13 protein-coding genes are annotated in these 14430 nt (G+C 40.4%); 10 read left to right on the forward strand and 3 right to left on the reverse strand.

All coding sequences use genetic code 11. The features are described 5' to 3' along the window. Positions 1 to 229: 229 nt before the first annotated feature. Positions 230 to 2578 carry a hypothetical protein gene (locus ABFY81_RS11990; protein WP_347913854.1) on the forward strand — a complete coding sequence of 783 codons (2349 nt, stop codon included), beginning with the start codon at positions 230 to 232 and terminating at the stop codon, positions 2576 to 2578. A gap of 48 nt (positions 2579 to 2626) precedes the next feature. Here the strand turns inward: ABFY81_RS11990 and aroE are convergent, their stop codons facing one another. From aroE to ribA, 3 genes are all read right to left on the reverse strand, one after another. Continuing rightward, complete coding sequence (gene aroE / locus ABFY81_RS11995) at positions 2627 to 3415, reverse strand: shikimate dehydrogenase (RefSeq protein WP_347913855.1); 789 nt, start codon at positions 3413 to 3415, stop codon at positions 2627 to 2629. A gap of 179 nt (positions 3416 to 3594) precedes the next feature. After that, positions 3595 to 4545: an oxygen-dependent coproporphyrinogen oxidase gene (hemF, locus tag ABFY81_RS12000; protein WP_347913856.1), complete on the reverse strand. Its 951-nt coding sequence runs from the start codon at positions 4543 to 4545 to the stop codon at positions 3595 to 3597. Positions 4546 to 4672: 127 nt separating this feature from the next. Continuing rightward, complete coding sequence (gene ribA, locus ABFY81_RS12005) at positions 4673 to 5275, reverse strand: GTP cyclohydrolase II (protein WP_347913857.1); 603 nt, start codon at positions 5273 to 5275, stop codon at positions 4673 to 4675. A gap of 303 nt (positions 5276 to 5578) precedes the next feature. Between ribA and dxs the strand changes: the two genes are divergently transcribed. The 9 genes from dxs to ABFY81_RS12050 all read left to right on the forward strand — a co-directional run bounded on the left by dxs (position 5579) and on the right by ABFY81_RS12050 (position 14385). Then, positions 5579 to 7483 (forward strand): 1-deoxy-D-xylulose-5-phosphate synthase, encoded by a 1905-nt coding sequence (dxs, locus tag ABFY81_RS12010; RefSeq protein WP_068932467.1) that lies wholly within the window; start codon positions 5579 to 5581, stop codon positions 7481 to 7483. A 119-nt stretch (positions 7484 to 7602) separates the two neighbouring features. Next, entirely contained in the window at positions 7603 to 8433 is an 831-nt protein-coding gene (locus ABFY81_RS12015) for an inositol monophosphatase family protein (protein ID WP_019457801.1), read from the forward strand. A 410-nt stretch (positions 8434 to 8843) separates the two neighbouring features. Next, positions 8844 to 10739, forward strand: a complete 1896-nt coding sequence (locus ABFY81_RS12020) for a DEAD/DEAH box helicase (protein ID WP_077163590.1) — start codon at positions 8844 to 8846, stop codon at positions 10737 to 10739. 128 nt (positions 10740 to 10867) lie between these two features. Next, on the forward strand, positions 10868 to 11017 hold the full coding sequence (locus ABFY81_RS12025) for a hypothetical protein (RefSeq protein ID WP_171057785.1): 150 nt from the start codon (positions 10868 to 10870) through the stop codon (positions 11015 to 11017). A 126-nt stretch (positions 11018 to 11143) separates the two neighbouring features. Then, entirely contained in the window at positions 11144 to 11962 is an 819-nt protein-coding gene (locus tag ABFY81_RS12030) for an ABC transporter ATP-binding protein (RefSeq protein ID WP_004705339.1), read from the forward strand. Beyond that, a complete protein-coding gene (gene mlaE, locus ABFY81_RS12035) occupies positions 11959 to 12735 on the forward strand; it encodes a lipid asymmetry maintenance ABC transporter permease subunit MlaE (protein WP_004705340.1) in 777 nt (258 codons plus the stop codon). Before ABFY81_RS12030 ends, mlaE begins: the two co-directional genes overlap by 4 nt. Further along, on the forward strand, positions 12735 to 13418 hold the full coding sequence (locus ABFY81_RS12040) for an outer membrane lipid asymmetry maintenance protein MlaD (protein ID WP_347913858.1): 684 nt from the start codon (positions 12735 to 12737) through the stop codon (positions 13416 to 13418). Before mlaE ends, ABFY81_RS12040 begins: the two co-directional genes overlap by 1 nt. A gap of 26 nt (positions 13419 to 13444) precedes the next feature. Next, positions 13445 to 14086, forward strand: coding sequence for an ABC transporter substrate-binding protein (locus tag ABFY81_RS12045; RefSeq protein ID WP_039253560.1), 642 nt, complete (start codon positions 13445 to 13447; stop codon positions 14084 to 14086). Between the two features lie 11 nt (positions 14087 to 14097). Then, positions 14098 to 14385 (forward strand): STAS domain-containing protein, encoded by a 288-nt coding sequence (locus tag ABFY81_RS12050; protein ID WP_100193357.1) that lies wholly within the window; start codon positions 14098 to 14100, stop codon positions 14383 to 14385. Positions 14386 to 14430: the final 45 nt, after the last annotated feature.

Below are 14430 nucleotides of genomic sequence, written 5' to 3' on the forward strand. Positions count from 1 at the left end.
TGGGATTATCTCAATCGATGATTTGATTATTCACTCGCATGATAAAAATACAATGTTAATCACACCCGAAAAGAATGTCAGAAAAGCGAATTTTGTCGAAAATAAATACACCGTAAATTATATTTTCTGATAAAGTCAGGTCTTATACTTTTATGTGAAAAAACAACTAATTTTTTATTTTTAGCAAGTTTTGCTGAAAAGATAAAGCGATAAGGTTTTAAAAAAGGTTATGCATTTAAAATATCTCAGTTTATGTTTATTTAGTTTGGGCTTGACGGCGTGTGCGCAACACAGTGTACGTCCGCAATTGGCATCTGCGAATTTAGAGCAAAAAGCTATTCAAAGCGTTAACGCGATGTATGAATATCCAAGTTATGATTATCGCGGAAACTTTAAAATTACGGTTGATCCATCACAAATAAAGCAAAATTCAAAAGCTGAAAATACACCTAAGCTTGATGCTGAATTACAAAAGAAAGTCGATCAGTACCTACGTGAGCAAAAGGTTGGCTTAAGTAAAGCACAGAAACAAACCCTCTATGCGGCTATTGCAAATGAACAAGGTGATTTGGGACTGATCTCATCAGCACGTTCTGACAAAGTAAATGCCGTATTAATTAATTTATTAAATGATCTTCAATTTAGCTATGACGGCTCAATTCATTATCGTCAAAAAATGGGTTCATTTAACCTAACTGCCAGATATGAAAAGCCAACGCTATTGGTTCAGGCAAAATTGCCAATGGTGCTTGATTTAGAAAATTATAAGTTTTACGTAAATTACTTTGGTTTAATGCCGTATTTAGTCAATAAAGAAAATCAAAACAATTTAACTTACATTGATTTTTCAAAGTATAAAGACTTCTTTAAAAATGTCGATATGAAGAAGTTTATTGAATATCTTAAAGCTTCTAGTGCAGTGTCATATCGTTTGGCTGACCCGCAAAACTTACAACGTGTATCTCTGACAGATACTGATCGTAAGGCTGGGGCTGTTGATAAAATTCGTTTGAACACTACGATTGAAGAGTTGCTTTTAGAAGTTGAGCTGTATGGTCAGGTCAATGATAAATACCTTCAAAAAAGTGTTTTAGGCTTCGATAATGAAAAGATGGCAGAAAAGGTGGCAACTGAGCTTGCTGCTTCTGAAGCAAAAAAAGGAGCAACTAATAAGGAAGAACAAAAAGTTTCTTCCGATGACGCTGCTGCTGTAAGTCAGGAACTATATAGTTTAATCAACGCACACTTTGATGGCGCTCTTTCATCAGATGATGAAGGTGAAGATAATTTAAGTGCGGCGGCGCAAGCTCCTGAAGCTGCAGATGCATCGGCTTCTGAAGACGAAGATGTCAGTGAAGAAGCTGCTGCAGATGGTGTACAAGATGCACAAGCTGAAGAGGTTGTAACTCTCACTGAAGATCAATGTATTGAATTAAAAACACTGAAGAAACCTGTTGCTTTAGGTGATATTAATTATTGCCAAGTTTATGGCATTGATGTGCTAGACCAGAGCGCTGCAAGTGCTGAAAAAGTTCAAACTAAGTCTCGCCGAGACGCTTTAAAACAAACGTTTGAAGCTTATAACCAAAACCAGTTTATCAATGATGAAGCTTTCAAAGCTTTATGGTTAAAACATAAAGTTGAGATTGAGCAAGCTTTACCGAAGCAAAGAAATCCAATCACGATTGATGTGGCTTTAGATGACAAAGGCCGTGCAGTAAACATGGCTTATGATGTTGCTTATACGCCAGCCGAGTTTAAACATAGCTTCAATATTAAAGCTGATATGCAAATTTTAAACTATGGTAAAGCGACCTCAATTGATCAGCAGCAGCTTAAACAAGCTAAATCTGTAGCTGAAGCAAGTAAAGGTTCTATGCTAGAAAACTTTATTAAAGGCTTTGGTGACAAACTCGGTCAAGGTGATGTGTTAGAGCATCCAGTGGGCACGCATAGTGACGTACAAGATCTAGATGCAAATCTGGCTTTACTTGCAGATAAAACCTATGACGCAACGCATGCCTATGACAAAACTTATAAAGCAGTATTTATTGCCAATTTGACTGCTGAAAAACCGTCATATATTAAGTATTACTCTATTCAGCAGCTACAAGAAATTGCTGAGGTTTATGCTTACTGGTTCTCAGAAGAAGATACCTATAATCCTCAAGGAAAGGCTTTAGAACGTATTACAGCTTTACAGAAAAAGCATCATCTTGAGCAAGATGAGCAGTTTGACCATGAGTTAGGTCGTGCTGTAGATCATATTGTAATAGAGACCATGCAAGGGAAAGCAGGGCGTGAAGCTTGGCAGAAACTACAGAAGCAATATAAACAGCCTGCCCAACTTTTCTCAAAACAGTATCAGTTAGAGTTTGAAAAACAAAACGGTGTTTCTGCTGAAGAAAAACATTTGTTATCAGAAACCGCTGATATTTTAGGGAACGTTTATGTGGCCGCTCGTAAACAACAGCTTACGGAAAAAACAATTCAGAAGTTAAAACCTGAACATAATGAATTTATTGATTATGAAATTTTCCGAGATGTTTATAAGCAAATGGTCGCTGCTAAAAAATAGTCAATGAGATAAAAAAAGAACCTACTTTAAGTAGGTTCTTTTTTTTGTTTATAAGAAATCTTTTAAGTCTGGCCTTACACCATTCCAGATATAAAAAGCTTCAATCGCTTGGCCTACTAACATGCCAAAACCTTCTGCATAAGGCACATTGCGTTGTTTCGCTTGATCTAAGAAACTAGATGGCTTGCCGTAAGCCATTTCATAAGCATGTTTGAATTGTAATTTTTCAGGAAGTTGTAGAGCATCGCCTGAAAGGCTTGCAGAAGTCGCATTAATTACAATATCAAAATTCCCTTCTAAGTCATTTAGGGAAATTGCTTGTAGTTGAGCTTGTGGAACTGCTGTTTTTAAGTCATCTACGAGTTGCTCTGCACGAGCCAGAGTTCGATTTGCAATCATAATCTTTTTAGCGCCAGCTTGTACAAGCGGATAAATAACACCACGAGTTGCACCACCAGCTCCTAAAATTAAAATAGTTGTATTATCAAGGTTCCATTCTAATGCTTGAATTGCGGCAACTAAGCCTTGACCGTCAGTATTGTCACCATGCAATTTGCCATTTTCCATCCATAACGTATTTACAGCTTTAGCAATTTGGGCACGCTCAGTTAACACATCACATAAAGCATAAGCTTGCTCTTTAAACGGAACGGTAACGTTCATACCACTTCCGCCCTCTGCAAAGAAACTGCGCATGCTCGATTCAAAACCGTCGAGAGGGGCCAGTCGTTTTTGATAGTCTAGATCAACACCTGTTTTTTGAGCGAAAGCATGATGCAATTCAGGAGAGCGTGATTGTTCGATTGGGTTGCCAATTACTGCAAACTGTTTGGTCATTCTTGTATCCAAAATTTTAAAATGGCATGAAGCAAATAAAGCCTATACTGAATATTCAGCAGGCCTCACTATAAGTCAAATTGGCACAAGAAAAAATATTAGGAGAGTGTCAGAAAACTTGAAAAATAAAAAAGGAGATTCTTTAGGGTGGAAGCCAAAGAATCCCCAAAACAAAAAAATTAAGCGACTTTTTCTTTTAAGCCTAACCAATCACGAGGTTTTAAATAGTAGTCAGTTAAACGTTTCTCTGGTGAGTCTTCATCCCACTCAGGACGATATGACCATGCAGCTAAGTTAGGCAAGCTCACTAAAATAGACTCAATACGGCCACCTGTTTGTAGACCAAATAAAGTACCACGGTCATAAACCAAGTTATATTCAACATATCTGCCGCGGCGATAAAGTTGAAATTCTCGTTGAGCTTCGGTATACGGCTGTTCACGGTGTTTTTCGAAAATTGGCAAAATGGCATTTAAATAACCGTTGCCTACAGCTTGAATATATTTAAAGCAAGTTTCGAAATCCCAGCAATTTAAATCATCAAAAAATAAACCACCGACACCGCGCTGTTCGTCGCGATGCTTTAAATAAAAGTAGTCATCACACCATTGCTTGTGTTCGTTGTAAACATTGTTGCCAAAAGGTTTACATAGGTCATAAGCAGCTTGATGCCAATTTAAAACATCTTGATCATCTGGATAAAATGGCGTTAAGTCAAAACCACCACCAAACCACCAAATTGGATCTTGTCCTTCACGTTCTGCAACGAATAAACGTACATTTGCGTGAGAGGTTGGAATATTTGGGTTTTTAGGGTGAATAACTAAAGAAACACCAAGCGCTTGTGCTTTAGCACCAGCAATTTGAGGATGTCTTTCTGTAGCAGAAGCGGGCAGTTTGCTAATGTTGATGTGAGAAAACATCACGCCGCCTTTTTCGATCACTGTACCATTTTGCAGCACACGTGAACGACCGCCGCCACCTTCTGGGCGTTCCCAATCATCAATAATAAATTCTGCCGTACCACCGCCAGCTTTTTCTTGTTGTTCTAAACCAGCGCAAATACGGGCTTGTAAATCGAGGAGAAATTCGCGGACACGTTGAATATCTGTGGAAGTCGGATGTTGCATAATGACCCTCAAAGATGATTGATATAAATTAAATACATCAAAACATAAAACCATAAAAAAAGTAAGGGATTTTTTCTAAATCTTGAAAAAATCCCTTAAACATTGTTTTTAAACTTTACCCTTGAAATCAAAAATCATCTTTTTGATAAAGGTGATCCATTCTTTCACGTTTGGTTTTTAAATATTGTTCATTAAAAGGATTACGACCTACGGTTAACGGTACACGGTCTACAACGTTAATACCTTGATTTTTGAGTGCCTGAATTTTCAAAGGATTGTTGGTAATTAGCTTCACTTCTTTTACTTTTAAGTGGTCGAGCATAATGCTACACATATCGTAACGACGTGCATCGGCAGGTAAATTCAATAGTAAATTGGCATCTACTGTATCGTGTCCCTGATCTTGTAGGGCATAAGCACGAATTTTATTGGTTAAACCAATTCCACGACCTTCTTGGCGTAAATATAAAATTACGCCTTGTCCTGCTTCATTGATGAGTTTTTGAGTCGCTTGCAATTGTGGACCACAATCACATTTCAATGACGCAAAAGCATCACCTGTTAAGCATTCAGAATGTACACGGACTAAAACAGGGCCTGTTGGCGGATTTTCTAACCCTTTAGAAAGTGCCACATGTTCTTCACCTGTTGCTGGATCTTGAAACACAGAAATATTGAATTCACCAAAAGCGGTCGGGAGTTTTGATGTTGCAATGAACTCTATAGGCACAGATTAACTCATCTTTTAACCGAAAACGGTTTAAAGTATAGCGTAATGCTGGGAGATTGGTCGAATTGTCATAATCATTTTGCACACTAAGGTTTTCTTTTTTGTATAAAGAAGACGATAATAGTTGATAAATAGTCAGATTATTCAGGATAATCTGCCAACCATACCCATAATGTATGAGAGACTGCTTTGCATGATCTCGTTCGCAAATGTGGCTGATTGAAGGTGACTTCATTCGATTGTATGATCGACCCATTTTGACCCAGCTTAGGATTTGCCAGGCTTATAAAGGCTTTGCCACATATGTTGTATACCGAAATTCCAACTCAACGCCCTGTTACGCCATTGTTAGATGCAATTGATCATCCTCAACAATTACGTCAGCTCGAGCATAGCCAACTGGTTCAAGTGGCTGATGAGTTGCGTCAATATATTTTATATGCAGCAGGCCAGAGTGGTGGCCATTTCGGTGCTAACCTCGGCGTGGTTGAGCTGACGGTTGCGCTGCATTATTGCTTTAATACACCAAATGACCGTTTAGTTTGGGATGTGGGACACCAAGCATACCCACATAAAATCCTGACTGGACGTCGCGAACAAATTACCACTATCCGTTCAAAAAATGGTTTAGCAGCTTTCCCTGCCAGAGAAGAATCAGTTTTTGATACTTTCGGAGTGGGGCACTCATCAACAGCTATTTCTGCTGGCTTAGGCATGTCACTTGCACGTCGCTATCAAAATGACCCATGTGAAGTGGTATGTATTGTGGGTGATGGGGCAATGACTGCGGGCATGGCTTTTGAAGCGATGAATGATGCTGTTGCACATGATGCTGACTTGATTGTTGTCCTTAATGACAATGACATGTCAATTTCTTGCAGTACCGGTGGCTTCGCTAAGCATTTAGCTGCAATTTGGGAAAAGGGTCATTTAGTCAATGTAGATGAACATGGTGAGGCTTACATTCAGCCACACCCAAAATGGACTTATAACTCTCGCTTACACCAATCAGCAACCGATGCAGCAGATAATTTATTTAAAGCAATTGGTTTTGACTATTTTGGTCCATTTGATGGGCATGATGTTACTCAATTAGCTCAAGTTTTTAACGCGCTCAAAAAACGTAAAGGACCGCGTTTAGTACACGTTTATACCAAGAAAGGAAAAGGATTTGCTCCTGCTGAAGCAGACCCGATCACTTACCATGCGATTGGTAAAATAAATGCTACCTCAGGTGGCAAAACTCCACCAAAGTATTCCGATGTATTTGGTGAGTGGTTGTGTGATGAAGCTGCTCAAGATGAACGTCTGCTTGCGATCACACCTGCGATGTGTGAAGGCTCAGGCATGGTTAAATTTGCCAAGCAATTTCCACAGCGTTTCTTTGATGTAGCCATTGCAGAGCAGCATGCTGTAACACTTGCGGCTGGTATGGCTTGCGAAGGGCTCAAACCTGTTGTTGCAATTTATTCAACATTTTTGCAACGCGGCTACGATCAGCTTATTCATGATGTTGCTTTACAAAACCTTGATGTAACTTTCGGAATCGACCGTGCAGGTTTAGTGGGTGAAGACGGGCCAACTCATGCTGGTGCTTATGACTATGCTTATATGCGTACTGTCCCGAATATGGTGATCATGGCGCCAAAAGACGAAAATGAATGTCGTCAAATGCTCCATACTGCTTATGTCTACAATGGCCCAGCCGCAGTACGTTATCCACGTGGTGCTGGTGTTGGTGTCGAAATTCAAAAAGAAATGACGGTTCTTGAATTAGGTAAAGCTGAAATTGTTGCAGAAATTAATGCAAACAATGATGAGCAAATTACAATTCTAGCGTTTGGTAGCCGTGTCATGGTTGCTATAGAAGCTGGTGAGCAACTTGCACAAAAACATGATGTAGGTGTGCGTGTGGTAAACATGCGCTTTGTAAAACCGCTTGATGAACAAATCATTCGAGACTTGGCTGAGCATACTCATTTATTCGTAACAGTTGAAGAACATGCGATTATGGGTGGTGCAGGTAGTGCAGTGAATGAGTTTATGGCACAAGAACAAATTGTTAAACCTATCATTAACTTAGGTTTGCCAGACTCATTCTTGCATCAGGCTTCACATAATCAAATGTTGCAAGATTGTGGTCTAGATACGAAAGGTATTTTGAACTCAATTGAGAGAGCTTGGCTTAAGCAAAATCAGGTCGTTTAAGCCTTTCACAAAATTTTTGAAACATTTTTTCCCATAAAGCGCATTCATTTGCTAAAATGTTCGCGCTTTTATGCATTATTCTTTGTCAAAATCTTCAAATTTCTTGTAGTGGGTGTTCAATGGAACCTATGGTGGTTATGGCTGCGCGTGCGGCTCAAACAGTTGGTCAAGAGCTTTTAAAAGCGCATCAAAATCGTCATAAACTCGATTTGCAAGTTGAAGAGAAAGGCATTGATGGCCCGGTAACACGTGTAGATCGTTATTTAGAACAATTAACGATTGATACATTACGTAAAAGTTATAAAAACCATAGCTTCTTAGGTGAAGAGTTTGGTATGCAAGAAGGCAAAGGCCACGATGCAGACTGGTGCTGGGTCATTGACCCGCTTGATGGCACGCAAAACTTTATTAATGGTTTCCCTCATTTCTGTATTTCTATTGCAGTTCAACATAAAGGCGTTACTCAGCACGGCGTAATTTACGACCCAGTGCGTGACGAATTGTTCTCTGCAAGTCGCGGTCGCGGTGCGGTTATGAACCAACGCCGTATTCGTGTAAATGTAAAAGATAGCTTAGAAAATACATTCTTGGCAGTAGGCCATCCTTACCGTGCTAAACGTGCTGGTGAGATCGTATCTTATGCAGAACAACATTTCGCATCATTATTAGCAGTGACTCAAGCGGGCGCTCAAATCCGTCGTGGTGGTTCAGCTGCTCTAGACTTAGCTTATGTTGCTGCTGGTCGTTTCGATGGTTTCTTTGAACTTGGTTTAAAACCATGGGACATCGCTGCTGGTGAGCTTATTATTAAAGAAGCGGGCGGTGTAGTTGTTGATGCTCGTGGTGGCAATGATTCACTTGAAAATGGTCAAGTGATCGCATGTTCACTTAAAATGTTAAAGCCATTAATGCAAACTGTTGTTCCTGCTTGGGACAAAGCTGCAAAATAATTTAGAAATAGTTTCTCTGTTAAGACCCTCTTTTTATAGAGGGTTTTAACTTTTTAATGATCGGTAAAATACAAATAATAATAGAAATAACAAGAAAGTTGATTAAAACACATGACTTTTAAATTCTTTCTGCTATAATCCGCCCACGCACTTAAATTTCCGTTCATTACCTGAACATTCTGTTCTATTCATTGTAAGCGCACGCTGTCCATAGAGAGGACCATTTCTTGCGCCCCGATCGCTCAGCGATTCTTCAGGTTCGGCCGTAATCAAGCGTGCGTTTAATCCACATCGTCGTTACTCGGATTGCCGCTGAATAATAAGGTTCAGCTAATTTTGCTTTGCCGCTTTGTGCCGATGTCTATTTTGTACTTATTAAAAATGGAGCACCCATTAGGGTGAAACTCTCTATGAGCAAAACTTTTGCCGAATTTTCTTTGCATGAAACCTTACAACAAGCGCTTGAAGGTTTAGGTTTTACTACCCCGACTCCTGTGCAAGAACAATCTATTCCTGCAGCTTTAGAAGGTAAAGACCTTTTAGTTTCTAGCCAGACTGGTTCTGGTAAAACTGCAGCTTTCTTATTGCCGACATTAAATAACTTGGCTGGTCAAGAAACTTTCGTTCCGTTCAAAGAACGCATGAAAGCAGTAACTCAACCAAATATTTTGGTTATTTCTCCTACTCGTGAATTAGCACAACAAGTAAGCCAAGATGCAATTGCATTTGTACGTCACATGAAAGGTGTTCGTATTGCTGCAATTATGGGTGGTATGCCATTTGCTAAACAAATTCAACAGTTAAAAGGCGCGCAAGTTGTTGTTGCAACACCGGGTCGTTTACTTGACTTGGTAAACCGTCGTCAAATTAAATTAGACCAAGTAGATGCTTTAATTGTTGATGAAGCGGACCGTATGCTTGATCTAGGTTTCTCTGAAGACTTAGAAGCGATTAGCGAATTAGCGGCTAACCGTAAACAAACATTAATGTTTTCTGCAACATTTGCTGATCGTATTATTCGTCTTGCAGCATGCATGATGAAAGATCCAATGCGTATCGCAATTGAAACTGGTCATTCTACCAATACAGATATTACGCAAACATTGCATTGGACTGATGGCTTTGAGCACAAGAAAAAATTACTTACTCATTGGTTAAGTGATGAAAACTTAGATCAAGCTGTAGTTTTTGCAAGCACTCAAGAAGACACTGATATGTTGGCTGAAGAACTTGCAGAAGCAGGTCATTCAGTTGTTGCACTTCACGGTGCGATGCCACAAACAGTACGTAACCGTCGTTTACGTAGTATCCGTGAAGGCCGTGCGAAGATCTTAGTTGCAACTGACGTTGCTGCTCGTGGTCTTGACGTACCAACTATTTCTCACGTAATTAACTTTGGTCTTCCGATGAAGCACGAAGACTACGTACACCGTATTGGTCGTACAGGTCGTGCTGGTCGTACAGGTCAAGCGATTACTTTAGCGACTTATCGTGAACGCGGTAAGATTCGTGCACTTGAAGAATATTTAGAAGCTCGTTTAAGCGTTTCTGAAATTGAAGGCTTAGAGCCATCTCCACCTCCTGCTCGTTCAGGTCGTGATGGTGGTGGTCGTGGTCGTGGCGGCAACGGCGGTGGTCGTGATGGTCGTCGTGGTGGCGGTTTTGGCGGTGGTCGTCGTTTTGAAGGCGAAAGCAACTTCAAACGTCGTGAAGGTGGTCGTGATGACCGTCCACGTCGTAGCTTTGATGACAAGCCACGTGGTGATCGTCCATTTGGTGGCGAAGATCGTCCGCGTCGTGAGTTTAATTCAGATCGTCCACGCCGTGAAGGTGGTTTTGAAGACCGTCCACGTCGCGAAGGCGGTTTTGAAGATCGTCCACGTCGTGAGTTCAACTCAGACCGTCCGCGTCGTGAAGGTGGTTTCAATGATAAACCGCGTTTTGACTCAAATGATGACAACCGTGGTAACCGTGTAGACTATAAACCACGTCGTGAAAGCGGTTTTGGTGATCGTCCAAAACGTAGCTTCGGTGGTGAAGATCGTCCACGTCGTAGTTTTGATGACAAGCCACGTGGTGAGCGTCCGTCATTTGGTGGCGAAGATCGTCCACGTCGTGAGTTCAACTCAGATCGTCCACGTCGCGAAGGTGGTTTTAATGATAAACCACGTCGTAGCTTTGATGACAAACCACGTGGTGAACGTCCATCGTTTGGTGGTGAAGATCGTCCAAAACGTAGCTTCGGTGGTGAGGATCGCCCACGTCGTAGTTTTGATGACAAACCACGTCGTAAATTCGACCGTTAATCTTTAAAAAGATTTAAAAAAAGGCCAGTTAACAAACTGGCCTTTTTTATTTTTCAGTTTTGCTATAAAATAATAAAGTGTGAAGTGGTTCAAATTTAATTGTAATAATGCGTAAAAGTAATCGAAAAATGGCATCTTTGACATGGTTGAGTAAATTATTACTTCAACATGGTTTGCCATATCTTTTTATTGTACTCGCTTTGTGCAATGGGATTTACTTTGCCTATGCTTTGCTAACAGGCCATTTTGTAGATCAGTTCCAAGTGCTCAATCAGTAAATTCCCTTCAAAAACTAACCTATATTTATACGTTTAGTTGTCTTTGCTTTTGTCAAAATTACAACAAGATTCCCAAAATTCAGTGTTATAGTATGCGGGCATAAAAGTGCAGGAATGATTGCCATTATGAATAATAAAACTCCTCTCTCGACTCAGTCACTCATTGAAGTGAAAAATTTGAGTTTTAATCGAGGGGAACGCGTCATTTATGACAATATTAGTTTAAATATACGTCGCGGCCAGATTACGGCCATCATGGGACCATCTGGTACAGGTAAAACGACTTTATTACGTTTGATTGGTGGACAACTTGTTCCTGATCAGGGTGAAGTTTTGCTTGATGGTAAAGATATTGCTCAAATGTCACGTCAGGAATTGTTCGCCGCTCGTGCGCGTATGGGAATGCTCTTCCAAAGTGGCGCTTTATTTACCGATATGTCGGTTTATGAAAATGTCGCTTTTCCAATCCGTGCACATACTAAGCTTTCTGAAAATTTGATTGCTGAACTGGTTGCTTTAAAGCTTGAGTCTGTTGGCCTGCGTGGAACAGAACAGCTCATGCCTACCGAGTTATCAGGCGGTATGAATCGACGAGTTGCTTTGGCTCGTGCAATCGCGCTTGATCCAGATTTAATCATGTATGACGAACCATTTGCTGGGCAAGACCCCATTGTAAAAGGTGTTTTAACTCGTCTCATTCGTTCGTTGCGTGAAGCTTTGGATTTAACCACCATTATTGTTTCGCATGATGTTTCCGAAACCTTATCTATTGCCGATTACATTTATGTCGTAGCGGAAGGAAAGATTCAAGGGGAAGGAACGCCGGAAGAATTGCAAAAATATGCTTCTCCTTTTGTAAAACAGTTCTTAACCGGTTCGGCAGAAGGTCCGGTTGAGTACCAGTTTAGCCATCAAGCTTATTTAGATAACGAGGTTCGTCCATGAATACGATTGCCTGGTTAGGTAGACTCGTTATTGAGCGGATTCGAGGGATTGGTGTTGCGGCACTGATGCTCTTACAGATTATTTTTTCATTACCTTCATCGGGTGGTTTTGGGCGTTTCGTCTATCAAATGCATCGTGTAGGGGTAATGTCTTTACTTATTATTACGGTATCAGGTTTATTTATTGGTCTGGTACTCGGACTGCAAGGCTACTCAATATTGGTCAATGTGGGTAGCGAATCAATGCTAGGCACTATGGTGTCTTTAACTTTGCTACGTGAGCTTGCACCAGTTGTTGCTGCTTTACTATTCGCTGGGCGCGCAGGTTCTGCATTAACTGCTGAAATTGGTTCAATGAAACAAAGTGAGCAGCTTGCCAGTATGGAAATGATTGGTGTTGATCCTTTAAAGCAAATCGTATCACCACGTCTTTGGGCTGGCATAGTCAGTTTGCCAATGTTAACCGTTATCTTTGCTGCGATTGGTATTGTTGGCGGCAAAATGGTTGGTGTTGATTTTCTTGGCGTTGATGAAGGCTCCTTCTGGAGTGGTATGCAAAATAATGTTCAATTTGGCCATGATGTTGTAAATGGCATCATTAAGAGCATTGTATTTGCTTTACTTTGTACATGGATTGCAGTTTTCCAAGGGTATGCGTGTGATCCAACACCTGAAGGCATTGCGACAGCGATGACCCGTACGGTTGTATATTCTTCATTATGTGTTTTAGGTTTTGATTTCGTGTTGACTGCGGTCATGTTCGGAGGGATTTAATGAAATCACGTACTAGTGAGCTGGCCGTAGGTATTTTTGTCATTATCTTCGGTATTGCTTTGTTTTTTTTAGCGATGAAAGTAAGTGGTTTAGTTGGTACAAACTTGAGCGATGGCTACACGATGAAAGCTCAGTTTGACAACGTTAACGGACTTAAGCCTCGTGCTAAAGTAACGATGAGCGGTGTAACAATTGGTCGTGTTGATTCAATTACACTTGATCCGGTTACACGTTTAGCTACAGTAACTTTTGACCTTGATGGAAAACTGACAAGTTTTAATGCTCAGCAATTAAAAGAAGTTCAAAAAAATGCTTTAGACGAATTACGTTATAGTTCTGATTATACGCAAGCGACGCCAGCGCAACAAAAAACAATGGAACAGCAACTGATCAGTAACATGTCATCCATCACCAGTATTGATGAAGATGCTTATATAATGGTTGCAACCAATGGTTTGTTGGGTGAGAAATATTTAAAAATCGTACCAGGTGGTGGTCTTAACTACCTTAAACGTGGTGTTACGATTTCTAACACCCAAGGAACGATGGATTTAGAAGATTTAATTAGTAAATTTATTACTGGTGGTGGCGCAGGTAAAGTTGCCGCTGGTTCATCATCCTCAGCAGAAGAAAAAGCTCCTGCAAGTACTGACAGCAGCGCACAGCCGTCATTTGTTGAGTAAGAGATTATTTGAAGGAGTGGTTCCAGGTGAATAAGTTGTTTAAACAAACCCTGACAGCAAGTATTTTGTCTACTATGATTGCTGGTACAGCTTTTGCTGCACCTTCAGAAGCACCACCTGATTTTATTAAGCGTGTTGCTGATGGTTTGATTGCTCGTTTAAAAACAGATCATGCCAAGTTGCAAAACAACCCTGCTTTGGTTAAATCAATCATACGTCAGAACTTAGACCCGTATGTTGATTCACAAGCGTTCACTCGTATTGTGATGGGTACTTATGCGACAAATCAGTATAGTACTGCTGCACAACGTGCTCAGTTTGAAACAAACTTCCGTAATACTTTAATTGAGAATTACGGTAGTGCATTTGCTAAATACACAAACCAAACTTACACCATGCGCCCTTATAAAGCGACAGCAGGTAAAAACCCTGTTGTGACTTTAGACTTTAACCATAATGGCGACAAAATTCCTGTGTCGTTCCAGTTGGCTGACAAAGGCTCACAGTGGAAAATCCGTAACATCAATGTTTCTGGTATTGATTTAGGGTTACAGTTCCGCAACCAGTTTGCTGCAACTGTGAAACGTAATGGTGGCGATTTGAATAAAGCAATTGCGACATTCCAACCTGATGCAGATGCTGCTGTTAATCAGAACAAACAAAAATAAGTAGGTGAAGAGTGGTTCAGTATCTTAACCAAGAGTTAGTTGTTTCAGGCAAAATCGATTTTGAAAATGCTGAGCAACAATACCAAGCTGGATTGGCAATTATTAAGAAGCAAACAAGCTTTCCTTTAATAGTCGATCTAAAACAGCTTGAGCATGGTAATACGTTGGCATTGGCGGTGTTAGTCCAATGGCTACGTCAGACTCCGCAGAACGCTGGCTTACATTTTAAAAATGTTCCAGAGAAGATGCTGAAAATCATTCAAGCTTGCCATTTGCAAGAAGACCTACATTTGGTCTAGTCATCCAAAAATAAAAAAGCACCTAAATTTAGGTGCTTTTTTTAT

The sequence above is a fragment of the Acinetobacter sp. WA-87 genome, from assembly GCF_039938935.1.
Lineage (GTDB): Bacteria > Pseudomonadota > Gammaproteobacteria > Pseudomonadales > Moraxellaceae > Acinetobacter > Acinetobacter seifertii.